Origin of the sequence: Streptomyces sp. NPDC056883, from assembly GCF_042788835.1 — a bacterium.
GTDB lineage: Bacteria > Actinomycetota > Actinomycetes > Streptomycetales > Streptomycetaceae > Streptomyces > Streptomyces stoeckheimensis.
In genome coordinates this window covers 1-15,687 of the sequence record NZ_JBHUBS010000026.1, presented here as the reverse complement: position 1 = coordinate 15,687, position 15,687 = coordinate 1, and the positions used below count along the sequence as shown (strand labels likewise).

General features: G+C 70.9%; 15 protein-coding genes. 11 read left to right on the top strand and 4 right to left on the bottom strand.

The features are described 5' to 3' along the window. Window positions 1–129 precede the first annotated feature (129 nt). Window positions 130–837 carry a DUF4190 domain-containing protein gene (locus ACFRU2_RS38085; RefSeq protein WP_382980903.1) on the bottom strand — a complete coding sequence of 236 codons (708 nt, stop codon included), beginning with the start codon at window positions 835–837 and terminating at the stop codon, window positions 130–132. Window positions 838–957: 120 nt separating this feature from the next. Here ACFRU2_RS38085 and ACFRU2_RS38080 point away from each other — a divergent pair, with 120 nt between their 5' ends. The 5 genes from ACFRU2_RS38080 (at window position 958) to ACFRU2_RS38060 (ending at window position 5,985) form a co-directional block, all read left to right on the top strand. After that, on the top strand, window positions 958–1,983 hold the full coding sequence (locus tag ACFRU2_RS38080) for an adenosine deaminase (RefSeq protein ID WP_382980902.1): 1,026 nt from the start codon (window positions 958–960) through the stop codon (window positions 1,981–1,983). 20 nt (window positions 1,984–2,003) lie between these two features. After that, entirely contained in the window at window positions 2,004–2,693 is a 690-nt protein-coding gene (locus tag ACFRU2_RS38075; RefSeq protein WP_382980901.1) for a glycerophosphodiester phosphodiesterase, read from the top strand. Window positions 2,694–2,707: 14 nt separating this feature from the next. Next, entirely contained in the window at window positions 2,708–3,925 is a 1,218-nt protein-coding gene (locus tag ACFRU2_RS38070) for a sensor histidine kinase (protein WP_382980900.1), read from the top strand. Continuing rightward, window positions 3,922–4,611, top strand: coding sequence for a response regulator (locus ACFRU2_RS38065; RefSeq protein WP_382980899.1), 690 nt, complete (start codon window positions 3,922–3,924; stop codon window positions 4,609–4,611). The genes ACFRU2_RS38070 and ACFRU2_RS38065 overlap by 4 nt, the downstream gene beginning before the upstream one ends. A 147-nt stretch (window positions 4,612–4,758) precedes the next feature. Continuing rightward, entirely contained in the window at window positions 4,759–5,985 is a 1,227-nt protein-coding gene (locus tag ACFRU2_RS38060; RefSeq protein WP_382980898.1) for a serine hydrolase domain-containing protein, read from the top strand. Here the strand turns inward: ACFRU2_RS38060 and ACFRU2_RS38055 are convergent. The 3 genes from ACFRU2_RS38055 to ACFRU2_RS38045 form a co-directional block, all read right to left on the bottom strand. Beyond that, complete coding sequence (locus tag ACFRU2_RS38055) at window positions 5,978–6,499, bottom strand: hypothetical protein (protein ID WP_382980897.1); 522 nt, start codon at window positions 6,497–6,499, stop codon at window positions 5,978–5,980. The genes ACFRU2_RS38060 and ACFRU2_RS38055 overlap by 8 nt on opposite strands. Window positions 6,500–6,576: 77 nt before the next feature. Next, on the bottom strand, window positions 6,577–7,755 hold the full coding sequence (locus tag ACFRU2_RS38050) for a spermidine/putrescine ABC transporter substrate-binding protein (protein WP_382980896.1): 1,179 nt from the start codon (window positions 7,753–7,755) through the stop codon (window positions 6,577–6,579). Window positions 7,756–7,873: 118 nt separating this feature from the next. Then, window positions 7,874–9,313 (bottom strand): gamma-aminobutyraldehyde dehydrogenase, encoded by a 1,440-nt coding sequence (locus ACFRU2_RS38045; RefSeq protein ID WP_382980895.1) that lies wholly within the window; start codon window positions 9,311–9,313, stop codon window positions 7,874–7,876. Between the two features lie 171 nt (window positions 9,314–9,484). On the opposite strand from ACFRU2_RS38045, the gene ACFRU2_RS38040 reads away from it, so the two are divergent. From ACFRU2_RS38040 to ACFRU2_RS38015, 6 genes are all read left to right on the top strand, one after another. After that, the gene (locus ACFRU2_RS38040; RefSeq protein WP_073910973.1) at window positions 9,485–9,988 is read left to right on the top strand and encodes an Lrp/AsnC family transcriptional regulator; all 504 of its coding nucleotides are present in this window, start codon (window positions 9,485–9,487) and stop codon (window positions 9,986–9,988) included. Continuing rightward, window positions 9,973–11,352 (top strand): aspartate aminotransferase family protein, encoded by a 1,380-nt coding sequence (locus tag ACFRU2_RS38035; protein ID WP_382980894.1) that lies wholly within the window; start codon window positions 9,973–9,975, stop codon window positions 11,350–11,352. The genes ACFRU2_RS38040 and ACFRU2_RS38035 overlap by 16 nt, the downstream gene beginning before the upstream one ends. 194 nt (window positions 11,353–11,546) lie before the next feature. After that, window positions 11,547–12,362 (top strand): ABC transporter ATP-binding protein, encoded by an 816-nt coding sequence (locus ACFRU2_RS38030; protein ID WP_382980893.1) that lies wholly within the window; start codon window positions 11,547–11,549, stop codon window positions 12,360–12,362. Then, a complete protein-coding gene (locus ACFRU2_RS38025) occupies window positions 12,344–13,417 on the top strand; it encodes a hypothetical protein (protein WP_382980892.1) in 1,074 nt (357 codons plus the stop codon). Before ACFRU2_RS38030 ends, ACFRU2_RS38025 begins: the two co-directional genes overlap by 19 nt. A 26-nt stretch (window positions 13,418–13,443) precedes the next feature. Next, window positions 13,444–14,553 carry an LOG family protein gene (locus tag ACFRU2_RS38020; protein WP_382980891.1) on the top strand — a complete coding sequence of 370 codons (1,110 nt, stop codon included), beginning with the start codon at window positions 13,444–13,446 and terminating at the stop codon, window positions 14,551–14,553. A gap of 101 nt (window positions 14,554–14,654) precedes the next feature. After that, a complete protein-coding gene (locus ACFRU2_RS38015) occupies window positions 14,655–15,557 on the top strand; it encodes a hypothetical protein (protein WP_382980890.1) in 903 nt (300 codons plus the stop codon). The last annotated feature ends 130 nt before the right edge of the window (window positions 15,558–15,687 follow it).

Below are 15,687 nucleotides of genomic sequence, written 5' to 3'. Positions count from 1 at the left end.
TGCGGGAGGAGACGGGGGGGGAGAAGAGGGCGGAGAAGCGGACCTCGCGCATCGGAGAGGCGGGGGGAGGGTCGGGGGGGGCACCGTCCTCCCCCCCCCCCCCCCCTTCCGCCGTTCCCGCCGTGCGGATCAACCGCGGTGGAGGACCTGCGTGTTCTCGTACGGGGACGAGAAGTCCGAGTCGTAGTCGGAGTCGGAGCCGTCGGACGTGATGCCTATGACGATGAACAGCACGATGGTCAGGCAGCTGATCACGATGCCGACCGCGCCGGTGATGATGCCGGCCAGCGCCATGCCCCCGTTGTCGGCCTCGCCGCGCTTGGCCTTGCCGCGGGCCAGTACGCCGAAGATGACGGCCGGGACGCCGAAGAGCAGGCCGAGGTAGCAGCTGACCACGGCGATGATCCCGAGGACGAGCGCGGTGATGCCGAAGCCGTTGCTCATGGGCCGGTATCCCGGGTATCCGGGGTACCCCGGATACCCGGGATAGCCCGGCTGGCCGCCGTAGGACGGCTGCGGGGCGCCTTGGTGGGCGGGGTGGCCGCCGTACGGGGCCTGCGGCGCGCCCGGCTGGGCCGGGTAGCCGTACCCGGCCGGATCCGGCTGCGCCGGGTAGCCGTAGGCGGGCGTCGCCCCGGGCGCCTGCCCGGGCTGGGGTGCGGGCACCGGCGTGCCCGCGGGTATGCCTCCGGCGCCGGGCATCCCCGCCACGGTCTGCTGGTCGTGCACCCCCGGCGCACCCGGCGCACCCGCCCCGCCCTGCTGTTTGCCCAGATCGACCGCGGGCTGCTCCGGCAGCGCCCAGGGGTCTCGCGACTCGGGGCTCTGATCGGTCATACGGCGCCCCCCTCTCGTACGGCCATGCTAAGCGCTCCCTCCGACAGGCCCCTTCGACGGTGCGGTTCCTGCCTACGATGAAGCCCGTTCCATCCGCACGCGCCCTTCGGAGGCACCCTCATGCCCGACCTGCACCCCTTCATCGCGGGGCTGCCCAAGGCCGAACTGCACGTCCACCACGTCGGCTCGGCCTCCCCCCGCATCGTCGCCGAACTCGCCTCCCGGCACCCCGACTCCAAGGTCCCCACGGACCCCGAGGCCATCGCCGACTACTTCACCTTCACCGACTTCGCGCACTTCATCGAGGTCTACCTCTCCGTCGTCGACCTGGTCCGCACCCCCGACGACGTGCGCCACCTCACCTTCGAGATCGCCCGCGACATGGCCCGGCAGAACATCCGGTACGCCGAGCTCACGATCACCCCGTACTCCTCCACCCGCCGCGGGATCGACGAGAAGGCCTTCATGGAGGCCATCGAGGACGCCCGCAAGGCCGCCGAGACCGAGCTCGGCGTGATCCTGCGCTGGTGCTTCGACATCCCCGGCGAGGCCGGCGAGGAAGCCGCCGCGGAGACCGCGCGCCTCGCCCTGGACCTGCGCCCCGAGGGCCTGGTCTCCTTCGGCCTGGGCGGCCCGGAGGTCGGGGTCCCGCGCCCGCAGTTCAAGCCGTACTTCGACGCCGCCCGCGCCGCCGGACTGCACAGCGTGCCGCACGCCGGTGAGACCACCGGGCCCGAGACCATCTGGGACGCGATCCGCGAGCTGGGCGCCGAGCGCATCGGCCACGGCACCAGCTCCACCCGGGACCCGGAGCTGCTCGCCTACCTCGCCGAGCACCGCATCGCGCTGGAGGTCTGCCCCACCTCCAACATCGCCACCCGCGCCGTCGCCACCCTCGACGAGCACCCGATCAAGGAGATGGTGGCCGCCGGCGTGCTCGTCACCATCAACAGCGACGACCCGCCGATGTTCGGCTCCGACCTCAACAACGAGTACGCGGTGGCCGCCCGCCTGCTCGACCTCGACGAGCGCGGCCTGGCCCAGCTCGCGAAGAACGCCGTCGAGGCCTCCTTCCTCGACCCGGCCGGCAAGGCGCAGCTCACCGCGGAGATCGACACGTACACCTCCGCCTGGCTGGCTTCCTGACGGTTGCGCAGAATGGGTGCATGCGCACCCTGACTGCCGTAGGCCACCGCGGGGATCCCTACCGCGTCCGCGAGAACACCCTGCCCTCGATCCGCTCCGCCTTCGACCGGGGTGCGGACGCGGTGGAGATCGACGTACGGATGACCCGCGACGGGGTCCCCGTACTGCTCCACGACGAGGACCTCCAGCGGCTGTGGGGCCATGACGTACGGCTCGAAGACGTCACGGCCCCGCAGCTGAAGGAGCTGACGGACGGCGGTGTCCCGACCCTGCGCGACGCCCTGATGGCGGCCGGCGCGGGCCGGGTCATGGTCGACCTGCCGGGTGCGACCGCCGAGACCGTGCGGACCGTCGTCGGTCAGGTCCGCGAGTGCGGGGCCCGTGACCGCACGTACTACTGCGCGGGTCCGGCCACCATGCTGGCGGTGCGCGCCGCCGATCCGGGCGCTGAGATCGCGCTGACGTGGACCACCCTGGCTCCCCCGCGCCGGGTGCTGATCGACGCGGTGGCCCCGACCTGGCTCAACTACCGCTTCGGGCTGGTCGGCCCGGAGCTGGTGGACGCCCTGCACCGGGACGGCCTGCTGGTGTCGGCCTGGACCCCGGACACCAAGCGGGCGATGCGCGCGCTGATCAGGGCCGGGGTGGACTCCGTCACGACGAACCGGGTGGACGCGCTGGGAGCCGTACGGGCCGAGCTCGGCCGGTGAGCCGCGCTCGATGGGTGAAGCGTGCCTGGGGGGAGCTCGGGGCGTGGATCCGGCGGGCCGGGCCGCGCCGGCAGGACCTGGGGCTGACGCTGCTGGTGCAACTGGCCGTCACGATGCCCTTCGTGGTGCCCCGGTCGGCCGAACTGCCGCCCGCGGACTGGGCCTCGTACGCGATGACCACGCTCGGCGTGCTGCCGCTGGTGTGGCGGCGGCGGGCTCCGGTGACGGTGCTGGTCGCGATCCTGGCGGTCGGCGGCGTGTACAACCTGGCGGGGAACGGCCCGGGGCAGCCGCTTCCGTACGCGGGGCTGATCGCCTTCTACACGGTCGCCCTGCAGTGCACGGCCCGGGTGCGGCTGACGGTGGGCGGGCTGACGGTCCTCACGGTCGTCCTGTCGGTGTACTGGAACACCGGGACCGCGCGCGAGCTGCTCTTCACCTTCTTCGTCTCCGGCGCCGCGTACGCGCTGGGGCGCCTGCAGCACACCCGGCAGGCGTACACGGCCGCGCTCCTGGACCGGGCCGCCCAGCTGGAGCGGGCCAACCGGATCGAGGCGGAGCAGGCGGCCGCCCGCGAACGGGCCCGGATCGCACGGGAGATGCACGACATCCTCTCGCACGCGGTCAGCATCATGATCGTGCAGGCGGAGGCAGGTCCGGTGGCCGTACGCAGGGCCCCCGAGCGGGCCGAGGCCGCGTTCGAGGCGATCGCGGAGACCGGCCGGGACGCGATGGCCCAGCTGCGCACGATGCTGGGGGTGCTGCGCACGGACGAGGCGGCGCCGCGCTCCCCGCAGCCCGGGATCGGGGAGCTGGCGGGACTGCTGGAGCGGGTCCGGGGCAGCGGGCCGGAGGTGCTCTACGAGCGCACGGGCTCGGTGCGCGCCCTGCCGGCGGCGCTGGAGGCCACGGTGCACCGGGTGGTGCAGGAGGCCCTGACCAATGTGGTCAAGCACGCCGGGGCATCGGCGGTGGCCGTGCGCCTGGAGTACGGGGAGCGGGACCTCACGGTGACGGTCACGGACGACGGGCGGGGTCCGGGGGCTGCTGCGGGTGCGGATGCGGGTGCAGGTTCCCTGCCGCGGGCGCGACAGGGTGGGCACGGCCTGATCGGGATCCGGGAGCGGGCCGCCGCTCACGGGGGCACGGCCCGGACGGGGCCCGGTCCGGACGGCACCGGCTTCGAGGTGCGGGTGGTGCTTGTAACGTCGGGCGCGGAGGTGGGGAAGTGACGATCCGTGTGGTGGTGGCCGACGACCAGGAACTGGTGCGCAGCGGCTTCGCGATGATCCTGGACGTGCAGGAGGACATCGAGGTGGTGGCGGAGGTCGGGGACGGGGCGGCGGCGGTCGCGGCGGTACGGTCCCTCGCGCCCGACGTGGCGCTGCTGGACATCCGGATGCCGGTGCTGGACGGGATCGAGGCGTGCCGGGAGATCTCGGGGACGAGTGCCTGCCGGACGGTGATGCTGACGACCTTCGACTCGGACGAGTACGTGTACGAGGCGCTGCACGCGGGGGCCAGCGGGTTCCTGCTCAAGGACGTGCGGCGGGACGATCTGGTGCACGCCGTACGGGTGGTGGCGGCGGGCGAGTCCTTGCTGGCGCCTTCGGTGGCCCGGCGGCTGATCGCGGAGTACACGGCGGCGACGGCCCGGCCGGCGGCCGGGGAGGCGCTGTCCGCGCAGCGGCTGGAGGTGCTGACGGCCCGGGAGCGGGAGACGCTGCTGCACCTGGGGCGGGGGCTGTCGAACGCGGAGCTCGCGCTGGAGCTGATGGTGAGCGAGCACACGGTCAAATCGCATGTGGGCAACGTGCTGTCGAAGCTGGGGCTGCGGGACCGGATCCAGGCGGTGATCTGCGCGTACGAGACGGGTCTGATCGCGGCTGGCTCTCCGGTATCTCCCTCTGGGGAGTGAGACGAGGGGGATCTCCTCGCTCTCGGTGGTGAGTTGTCGTACCGGCAAAGACCCCTCTCGGTGGTGATCCGCAACTACCCCTGTGACCAGCAACATTGAGGTCATCGGGGCGGAAGTCGCCCGGAGAGCCGACAGGGGGATCCCACCATGAACCGAGCGACCCGCACACTGATCGCCACCGCCCTGGTCCTGGGCGTCGCGGCCGGACCGGCCGCCGCCGCGCAGGCCGGCGCGGCGGGGGCACCGGCCCCGGCCCCGGTCTCGGCCCCGGCCTCGGCCTCGGCGCAGAAGCCCGCGCCGCTGATCTCGACCCCGCCGAACGCGGCGGCTCTGGAACAGTCGATCGCGGGACTCGGCGCCGATCACAAGTACGCCACCGCCGCGGCGGTCCGGGTGAGCGGCCCGGCGGGCGAGTGGCGGGGCAGCTCGGGCGTCTCGGACGTCCGCACCGGGGCGGCGGCGATCTCCGACGGCCGGTTCCGGGCCGGTTCGGTGACCAAGACCTTCACGGCGGCGACGGTGCTCCAGCTGGCGGCCGAGCGCCGGATCGATCTCGACCGCTCGATCCAGGAGTACCTGCCGGGCACCTTCCCCGACACCTTCGAGCCGATCTCGGTGCGCCAGCTGCTGAACTACACGAGCGGCATCCGGTTCGCGGACGGGCCGGGCGACACCTTCCAGGCCCAGTGGGACCACCGCTTCGACGTGATCGACCCGCACGCGCAGATCGCGAACGCCCTGGCGAAGGGGCCGGAGTCCCGGCCCGGCGAGTTCCAGCACTACCAGAACATCAACTACACCCTGCTGGGCGTCCTGATCGAGAGGGTGACCGGCACGACGTACGAGAAGGCGGTCGGGCAGCGGATCCTGCGGCCGCTGGGCCTGCGCCAGACCTCCTTCCCCGGCCGGACCCAGACGGGGATCCCCGGTCGGCACAACACCGGTTACCAGGCGGTGCCGTTGGCCGACGGGACCACGGAACTGCGCGACGTCACCGTGTGGAACCAGTCCGACCGCTGGGCCGCGGGCGACATCATCTCCTCGACGGCGGACCTGGAGCGTTTCACCCAGGCGCTGTTCGCGGGGCGGATCGTGCCCAAGCGGCAGCTGGAGGAGATGTTCACCGTCCCGGAGGTCTTCGACTTCGGCACCACCCAGCCCGCTTCGCGCACGGCGGGAATGCAGCGGCTGGTCCTCCCGGACGGCACCGAGGTCTACGGCAAGACGGGCGCCCGCCCCGGCTACAGCGCCGGGATCGGCGGAGCCAAGGACGGGTCGCGGCTCGTGGTCTACACGATCAACTCCAAGGACGCCAAGAGCGAGGAGCCGAACCGGGTGGCGGGCGCGATAGTCGCCGCGGCCATGGCTAAGTAGCCGGTACGGGCACCACGGCGGGTTCGGCGTCGGGCATCAACCCGGGTTCGGCGTCGGGCATGGCCTCCAGCCGCTTGATCATGCGGCGCAGGATCAGCAGCGGGATGACCCCGAAGACGCCGAACGACATGTCGATCACCGACCACCAGACGGGGATGCCCCGGATGGGCCCGCAGATCAGGGCCAGCGGAATGATGCCGGCACAGGCGATCATGCCGGCCTCGACGATCCAGATGTTGCGGACCGGGTCCCGGTGGACTCCGTAGAAGAAGACGGCGATCACCAGGTGGGCGAAGGCGAGCCAGTCGGTGCCGTAGAGGAGGAAGGGGTAGTCGGAGTCCGCCCGTTCGAGCCCGTCGCCCACACGTCGCAACCACTCGTTGTCCACCAGGGCGTTGGCCCAGTGGAGTTCGCTCACCAACGGGAAGGCGGTGAGTCCGCTCAGCACGAGGCAGACGAGGAACAGGGCAAGCCAGGCACGGATCCGCCGCAGAAGGGCGCTTCTCTCGCTCATGGAAGGGAGCCTACCCAGCTTTCTGAACATGTTCAGCACAATTGCTGAACATGTTCAGTTCCGCCGCAGGGTCGTGATCAGAGCCCGACGATGCCGTTCCAGCGCTTGGCGAAGGAAGAGCGCTCGGCGGAGGAGATGTCGCGGGCCACGACGAGCCGCTTGCGCATGTCCTCGTCGGGGAAGATCAGCGGGTTCTCGGCCAGTTCGGCGGTCTCCTGATCGTCCGAGGCGGCCAGCACCTCGCGGGCGGCCGGGACCGGGCAGACGTAGTTGACGGAGGCGGCGAGCAGCGCGGCCATCTCCGGGTCGTAGTAGAAGTCGATCAGCGCTTCGGCATTGGCCTTGCGCGGAGCCAGGTTGGGGATGAGCAGGCTCTCCGCCCAGAGTTCGCCCCCTTCCTCGGGGACCACGAACTCGATGTCGGGGTTGTCGGCCTGGAGCTGGATCGCGTCCCCGGAGTAGGCCTGGCAGGCCAGCACGTCGCCCTTGCTCAGGTCGGAGGTGTAGTCGTTGCCGGTGAAGCGGCGGATGTGCTTCTTCTTCACCATGCTCTCCACCTGGTCGCACATCCGGTGGAAGTCGGTTTCGGTCCACCGGGTCACGTCGGCCCCGTTGCCCTGCATCAGCAGGGAGAAGGACTCGTCCAGACCGGAGAAGAGCGTGACCTTGCCGGCCAGGTCCGGGTGCCACAGGTCCTGGACGGACTTGATCTCCCGGCCGAGCGCCTTGCGGTTGTAGGCGATGCCGGTGATCCCCGACTGCCAGGGCACGGTGTGCAGCCGGCCCTCGTCGAAGGCGGGCGAGCGCAGCTGCGGGTCCAGGTACTTCGACACGTTCGCCTGCGCCGAGCGGTCCATCTTCTGGGCCCAGCCCAGGTGGACGAAGCGGGCGGCCATCCAGTCGCTGACCACGACCACGTCGTGGCCGGTCTGCTGGTGGTTCATCAGCGCCGGACTGATCTTGCCGAAGAACTCGTCGTTGTCGTTGATCTCCTCGGTGTACCGGACCTCGATGCCGGTCTTCTCCGCGAAGGCGTCCAGTGTCGGACGCCTGCTCTCGTCCTCTTCGTCGGTGTCGATGTAGAGGGGCCAGTTGGAGAAGGAGACGCTCCGGTCGCTCTCGGACCGGTCCCGCCCCTCCCGCCGGCTCTCGGGGACGTACGCGGCCGGGACACCACAGCCGGTGAGGCCGGCCAGCAGGCCCGCGGCACCGAGGCCGCGCAGCGCCGCGCGGCGGGAAAAGGCGAGTTCAGGCATGGACAGAGCCTGGTGGAACGCCAAAGGGCGGGCAATAGACATGTTGTCTACTACCCGCCCCTTCAAGGCTGTGACCTGGTCGATGCGGCGGCCGACCGGCCGCCCGCCCGGCCTACGGTCAGCCGTCGAGCGAGGTCATGACGTGCTTGATGCGCGTGTAGTCCTCGAAGCCGTAGGCGGAGAGGTCCTTGCCGTAGCCGGACTTCTTGTATCCGCCGTGGGGCATCTCGGCGACGAGCGGGATGTGGGTGTTGATCCACACGCAGCCGAAGTCGAGGTTCTTGGACATCCGCATCGCGCGGCCGTGGTCCTTGGTCCACACGGACGAGGCGAGGGCGAACTCGACGTCGTTCGCGTACGCCAGAGCCTGGTCCTCGTCCGTGAAGGACTGGACCGTGATGACGGGGCCGAAGACCTCGTTCTGGATGATCTCGTCGTCCTGCTTGAGGCCGGAGACCACGGTCGGGGCGTAGAAGTAGCCCTTCTCGCCGACCTGGTGGCCGCCCGCCTCGACCTTGGCGTGGGCGGGGAGCCGCTCGATGAAGCCCGCGACCTGCTTCAGCTGGTTCGGGTTGTTCAGCGGACCGTAGAGCACGTCCTCGTCGTCCGGCTGCCCGGTCTTGGTGTCGGCCGCGTTCTTGGCCAGCGCCGCGACGAACTCGTCGTGGATCGACTCGTGGACCAGTACGCGACAGGCCGCGGTGCAGTCCTGGCCGGCGTTGAAGAAGCCCGCGACCGCGATGTCCTCGGCGGCCTTGGCGATGTCGGCGTCCGCGAAGACCACGACGGGGGCCTTGCCACCGAGCTCCAGGTGGACGCGCTTGACGTCCTTGGAGGCGCTCTCCGCGACCTGCATGCCCGCGCGCACCGAGCCGGTGATGGAGGCCATCGCCGGGGTGGAGTGCTCGACCATGGCACGGCCGGTGTCGCGGTCGCCGCAGACGACGTTGAAGACGCCCTTGGGCAGGATGTCGCCGATGATCTCCGCCATCAGGATGGTGGAGGCCGGGGTGGTGTCCGAGGGCTTGAGGACCACGGTGTTGCCCGCGGCCAGGGCCGGGGCGAACTTCCAGACGGCCATCATCATCGGGTAGTTCCACGGCGCGACCTGGGCGCAGACGCCGACCGGCTCACGGCGGACGATCGAGGTCATTCCCTCCATGTACTCGCCGGCCGAACGGCCCTCGAGCAGGCGGGCGGCGCCGGCGAAGAAGCGGATCTGGTCCACCATCGGCGGCAGCTCCTCGCTGGCCGTGAGGCCCAGCGGCTTGCCCGTGTTCTCCGACTCGGTGGCGACCAGCTCCTCCGCGCGCGCCTCGAAGGCGTCCGCGATCTTCAGCAGGGCCTTCTGGCGCTCGGAGGGGGTCGCGTCGCGCCAGGCCGGGAAGGCGGCCGCGGCCGCGGCCATGGCGGCGTCGACGTCCGCCTGGCCGGAGAGGGGAGCAGTCGCGTACGCCTCGCCCGTGGCGGGGTTGACCACCTCGGTGGTCCGCCCGTCGGCGGCGTCCTTGAACTCCCCGCCGATGTAGTTGCGCAGACGACGCAGTTCGGTGGTCACTACAGCCACACTCCTGTGATCACATGTCCAATGGTTGAGACAGCTACCAAGCCTAGCGTCTCAGACGCCGTTTTCGACAGGCCCACACATCACGAACTACGGAATCGGTGAGATCTGACTCCCGAAACAACGAATTACATCGTTCTCGCCTTGCGGAACAGACGACTCCTCGTGCACAGTGAGGTCGTGGTCAGTCGAAGCGCAGATTCCAGGAACAGACAACCGTCCCCTTCGGTCGATGCTGTGTCCCTGGCGATCATCGAGCAACTGCAAGAGGACGGTCGTCGTCCTTATGCGGCGATCGGCAAGGCCGTAGGCCTGTCCGAGGCAGCGGTGCGCCAGCGAGTACAGAAGCTGCTCGACCAGGGCGTCATGCAGATCGTCGCCGTCACCGACCCGCTCACCGTGGGGCTCCGGCGCCAGGCGATGGTCGGCATCAACGTCGAGGGAGACCTCGACCCGGTGGCCGACGCGCTGACCGCGATGGCCGAGTGCGAGTACGTGGTGATGACCGCGGGCTCGTTCGACCTGATGGTGGAAATCGTCTGCGAGGACGACGACCACCTGCTGGAAACGATCAACAAGAAGATCCGCGCGCTCCCCGGCGTGCGATCAACCGAAAGCTTCGTTTACCTGAAGCTGAAGAAGCAGACCTACATGTGGGGAACGCGATAGCCGTGAGCCAGGACCTCTCCAAGACCGCCTACGACCACCTGTGGATGCACTTCACCCGCATGTCGTCGTACGAGAACTCGCCCGTACCCACCATCGTGCGCGGCGAGGGCACCTACATCTTCGACGACAAGGGCAAGCGCTACCTCGACGGTCTCGCCGGACTGTTCGTGGTCAACGCCGGTCACGGCCGCAAGGAACTGGCCGAGGTCGCGTACAAGCAGGCCCAGGAACTCGCCTTCTTCCCCATCTGGTCGTACGCGCACCCCAAGGCCGTCGAGCTGGCCGAGCGCCTCGCGCACTACGCCCCGGGCGACCTGAACAAGGTCTTCTTCACCACCGGTGGCGGCGAGGCCGTCGAGACCGCCTGGAAGCTTGCCAAGCAGTACTTCAAGCTTCAGGGCAAGCACACCAAGTACAAGGTCATCTCGCGTGCGGTCGCCTACCACGGCACCCCGCAGGGCGCCCTGTCGATCACCGGCCTGCCGGCCCTGAAGGCCCCCTTCGAGCCGCTGGTTCCCGGTGCGCACAAGGTGCCGAACACCAACATCTACCGCGCCCCGATCTTCGGCGACGACCCGGAGGCCTACGGCCGCTGGTGCGCCGACCAGATCGAGCAGGAGATCCTGTTCGAGGGCGCCGACACCGTCGCCGCCGTCTTCCTGGAGCCGGTGCAGAACGCCGGTGGCTGCTTCCCGCCGCCGCCCGGGTACTTCCAGCGGGTCCGCGAGATCTGCGACGAGTACGACGTGCTGCTCGTCTCCGACGAGACGATCTGCGCCTTCGGCCGTCTGGGCACGATGTTCGCCTGTGACAAGTTCGACTACATCCCGGACATGATCACCTGTGCGAAGGGCATGACCTCGGGCTACTCCCCGATCGGTGCCTGCATCATCTCGGACCGGCTCGCCGAGCCGTTCTACAAGGGTGACAACACCTTCCTGCACGGCTACACCTTCGGCGGACACCCGGTGTCCTCCGCGGTGGCGCTCGCCAACCTCGACATCTTCGACAAGGAAGGCCTCAACCAGCACGTGCTGGACAACGAGGACGCCTTCCGCTCGACGCTGGAGAAGCTGCACGACCTGCCGATCGTCGGCGACGTCCGCGGCAACGGCTACTTCTACGGCATCGAGCTCGTCAAGGACAAGGTCACCAAGGAGTCCTTCACGGACGAGGAGACCGAGCGCGTGCTCTACGGCTTCCTCTCGAAGGCGCTCTTCGAGAACGGCCTGTACTGCCGCGCCGACGACCGTGGGGACCCGGTCATCCAGCTGGCCCCGCCGCTGACCGCCGACCAGGGCACCTTCGACGAGATCGAGGGAATCCTGCGCCGCGTGCTCACCGAGGCCTGGACCAAGCTCTAACCAGCCCGCGTCCTCCCACCGTCCCGCAGGCGGCAAACTGCCGGACCACACGGCCCGGATCCTCCGTTCGAGTGAGAACGCGGGGGTCCGGGCCGTGTGCTGTCACCATCCAAGACGTTCATCTCTTTACATCTCATTGCGGCGCCAGTGACCAAGCGGGCTCCGCTTCGTTCCCCCGGACGGAGGTGTACGCCATGGTGGCTCCACGGGACAACGCTCCGCCGGACAACGCTCCGTCGGACAGAACTCCTTCGGACAACGTCCCGCCCCAGGACGATCTGCTCTGGGCACGGTCCCTTCACTACTCCCACAGCGGATCGCCGGGCCTCATCGGGGTCTCGGTCGGCGTCCGCGCGGGAGAGATCCTCGCCCTGACCGGACCCCGGGGCAGCGGCAAGACCACGCTCCTGCGCTGCCTGTCGGGACAGCTGCGGCCCGAACAGGGCGAGGTCTGGTTCAACAGCGTCCCCGTGCACACCCTGGGGACCCTGGCCCGCGAACGGCTGCGCCGCGACCGCTTCGGCTGGATCGGCCCCGAGCCGCGGCTGCTGCCCGAGCTGCGGGTCTGGGAGAACGCCGCGCTGCCGCTGCTGATGGCGGGCGCCGGACACCGCACCGCCAAACGGGCCGCCTGCGAATGGCTGGACCGCCTCGACATCGGAGCCTTCGCCCGCAAGCATCCCGGCTGCCTCAACCGGGCCGAGTCCCAGCGCGTCGCCCTCGCCCGCGCCCTCGCGCACCTTCCCGCCGTGGTCTTCGCCGACGAGCCCACGGCCCCGCTGCACCGCACCGAGCGCTCCCTGCTGCTGCGCACCCTCACCACGGCCGCCCGCTCCCACGGCATCACCGTGCTGCTCGCCACCCACGACGAGGAGACTGCAGCCGTCGCCGACCGCCGGTTCTCCCTGCTCGACGGCCGACCGGCCGCCGCGGCAGCCGCGGCCGGACTCTCCCCGACCTCCTTCCCCCAGCCCCCGGAGGACCAGGCCGCGTGCTCGCTCTCCGCCTAGCCCGCGGCTCCCGGCCGCTGGTACAGCTGCGCCGGCTGCTCGTCGCCGCCGCCTCGGCCGGCAGCGGCTTCCTGCTGCTGTACGTGCTCGCGCAGGCCACCGCCCGGCCCGCCGGATCGTTCCCTCAGCTGCTGTGGGCCCTGGTCCCCCTCGCCGTCACCGTCCAGTTCGCCGTCGCCGTGGCCCGTACCGACCCCGCGACCCGGCCCCTGGAAGGACTGGACGCCGCTGGGCTGGGACCCGTACGGCTCACCCTGGTCGCGACGATCTCCACCGCCGTGGCCTGCACCCTCGGCAGCGCCATCGCCCTGGCCGTCTTCCTCCATCTGCGCGGGGACGTGACCGGGCTGCCCTTCGACGGGGCCGGGGCCGGGATGCTCCACGCCGACCAGCCGCTGCCCGTGGCGGCCGCCCTCACGCTGCTGTCCCTGCTGCCGCTGGCCGCCTCGGTCGCCACCGCCCTCGCCCTGCGCCCGCACCCCCGGCCCGCACCGCAGACCGCGCTGCCCTGGGGCATCGCCCTCACCGCCTGCGGACTCGCCGTGCTGGCCTACGCCCGCCCCGGCGGAGCCGGCATGCCCGCGGGCTGGGCGCTGACCGCCCTCGGGCTCGCCCTCGCCGGACCGGGCCTGGCCTACGCCTGCGGGGCACTGGTCCAGTCCGTCCGCCCGGGCGCGCTCAGGCTGCTGGCCGGGCGGGCCCTCCAGGAGGAGGCCCCCCGCCTGGGCGCACCCCTCGGTGTCCTGTGCGCCGTCGGGGCGGGCGCCCTCAGCGCCGTGGCCCTGCGCGATCACGGCGGGCTCCAGGTCCCGCTCGGCCCGCTGACCGCGCCCGCCGCCGCTCTGGTGGCCCTGTGCGCGGCCGCCACCCTGCTCACCTCCGCGGTCGAGGTCCACCAGGCACGGGCCGCCACCCGCGAGACCCTGACCGGGCTCGGAGCCCCGGGCAAGGTCCTCCGTACGGCCGCGACCGTACGGGCCACCGCGCTGGTGGCGGTGTGCCTGCCGCTCAGCTGGGGTGTGTCACAGCTGACGTCGCTGGCATTGACCCGCTGAGACGGGCAGCCCTTAGGGTGGGCCGAATGGTCAACCCACACATCGAGACCGATACCGAGATCGAGACCCTCGCCGAATTCGACCGGGTCGTGGCCCGCGGCTCGCTCAGCGGGTACCGGATCCAGTCGGTCAACCTGCTGGAGCGGACCTTCGCCCTGCTGTCCGCCGACACCTCGTCGGCGGTCTTCCTGGGCTGCGCGATGGAACCGGACGCCTCGGTCAAGGTGCGCGCGGACGGCGCCCTGGTCTTCCCGCCCGTCCCCGACCTGCCCTTCAACCCGTACCGGGGCCTGCTCTACACGGCCGAGGAACTCTTCACCGGGCTGTCCGACGGCTACGAGGCCACCCCGGACGCCGAGGCGTACGCCTGGTTCCAGGAGACCAAGGCGGACGGGGACATCTACTCCTCGATGCTGCGCTCCATCCACGACGACGCCATCTCCGACGCCCTCGACGAGCACCTCGCCGGCGCCCGCGTGGTCGGTGTGATGGGCGGCCACGCCATGGCCCGCGGCGGCGACGCCTACGGGGGCGCGGCCGAACTCGGCCGGACGCTGACCCGCTCCGGCCTGACCGTGGCCACCGGCGGCGGCCCCGGCGCGATGGAGGCGGCCAACCTCGGCGCGTACCTCGCCCCGGCCCCCGACGAGGCCCTGCCCGAAGCCCTGCGGATGCTGGCCAAGGCCCCCTCCTTCACCCCGTCCGTCTCCGACTGGGCGCGCGCGGCCTTCGCCGTACGGGAACGCTGGCCGTCCGTCACGGGCGGCGACTCGGTGGGCATCCCGACCTGGTTCTACGGACACGAGCCGCCGAACCCGTTCGCCGGGCACATCGCGAAGTACTTCGCGAACGCCACCCGGGAGGACGGGCTGCTCGCCCGGTCCAACGCGGGCGTGGTGTTCCTTCCGGGCGCGGCGGGCACGGTCCAGGAGATCTTCGACAACGCGACGCCCAACTACTACGCGTCCCGGGGCGAGCCCACCCCGATGGTCCTCGTCGACCGCGCCCACTGGACCGAACGGCTGCCGGCCTGGCCGCTGCTCCAGGCGCTGGCCCGCGGCCGGTCGATGGAGTCCCGGATCGCCCTGGTCGACTCGGTGTCCGAGGTCCCGGCGGCCCTCGCCGCCATGAACTGACCTCGACGACCTGACCCCGGCAGGCAACTTCCCTCCCCTTTTCCACGTCTGGAAGAGGTACGCACTACGTAAAACCTGCCAGACGTGAACGGAGCCCTCGGGTGCTCATAGGCCTGCTCACCGCCATCGCGGCGTCCATCTGCTACGGCACGGGATCCGTCCTGCAAGCCGTGGGCTCACGGCGGGCGGCCCGGATGTCGCCGGCTGCCGCGGGGGTCACCCAGCACGGCGGCCCGAACCTCACCTCCACGGCGAAGGCCGCGATGACCTGGGAGTTCATCGTCGGCACGATCCTGGACTTCGTGGGCTTCGGCCTGGGAGCCCTGGCCGCGCGACTCCTCCCCCTCTTCCTCTCTCAAACAGTCATCAGCGCCAACCTGGTGATCACGGCCGTGCTGAGCGTGAAGATGCTCGGCATCCGGCTGACCCGGAAGGAATGGACCTCCATCGGGGTCGTCTGCGCGGCCCTGGTCCTGCTGGCGACGGCCGCGGGCCACGAGGGCGGCCACTACGCGCCGGCCGCCACGCACTGGTGGCTCCTGGCGGTGACCGTGCTGATCATCGTCGGCGGCACGGTGGCGGTACGTTTCCTCGGCGCCCGGGCCGCGATCCTGGCGGGCCTACTGTCGGGTCTGGCGTTCGGCGCGCTGGGCGTCGGGGTCCGCATCCTGAACGGCGTGGAGCCGTTCTCGTTCTCCTCGCTCCTCGCCGACCCGGCCCTCTACGCCATCGTCCTGGCGGGGGTCGGCGGCATGTACCTGCACACCGTGGCGCTCCAGATCGGCTCGGTGAACGGCGCCACCGCCGCCCTGGTGGTCGGTGAAACCGTGCTCCCCGGAGCGATCGGCGTCCTCTGGCTGGGCGACGCGTCCCGACCCGGCATGGCCTGGCTGGCGGTCCTGGGCTTCGTCCTTGCGGTAACGGGCGCCGTCGCAGTCGCCTGGTACGGCAACCACGATGCCGCGGAAGCGAACACCCCGGCCCAACCAGTCCCGGTCGCCTAACCCTGCGGGGCCTGCCCCTCCCCGCCCTTCGCCCGTTCCCCGGGGCTCCGCCCCGGACCCCGGTCCTCAAACGCCGGACGGGCTGGAAAATCCAGCCTCGCCGGCGTTTGAGGCGCGGGGTCTGGGGCGG

Coding starts and splice junctions, on each gene's coding strand:
- ACFRU2_RS38055 (WP_382980897.1), bottom strand. CDS start 6,499: ATGAGCGAGAGAAGCGCCCTTCTGCGGCGGATCCGTGCCTGGCTTGCC.
- ACFRU2_RS38030 (WP_382980893.1), top strand. CDS start 11,547: ATGGTGGCTCCACGGGACAACGCTCCGCCGGACAACGCTCCGTCGGAC.
- ACFRU2_RS38085 (WP_382980903.1), bottom strand. CDS start 837: ATGACCGATCAGAGCCCCGAGTCGCGAGACCCCTGGGCGCTGCCGGAG.
- ACFRU2_RS38075 (WP_382980901.1), top strand. CDS start 2,004: ATGCGCACCCTGACTGCCGTAGGCCACCGCGGGGATCCCTACCGCGTC.
- ACFRU2_RS38050 (WP_382980896.1), bottom strand. CDS start 7,755: ATGCCTGAACTCGCCTTTTCCCGCCGCGCGGCGCTGCGCGGCCTCGGT.
- ACFRU2_RS38060 (WP_382980898.1), top strand. CDS start 4,759: ATGAACCGAGCGACCCGCACACTGATCGCCACCGCCCTGGTCCTGGGC.
- ACFRU2_RS38020 (WP_382980891.1), top strand. CDS start 13,444: ATGGTCAACCCACACATCGAGACCGATACCGAGATCGAGACCCTCGCC.
- ACFRU2_RS38080 (WP_382980902.1), top strand. CDS start 958: ATGCCCGACCTGCACCCCTTCATCGCGGGGCTGCCCAAGGCCGAACTG.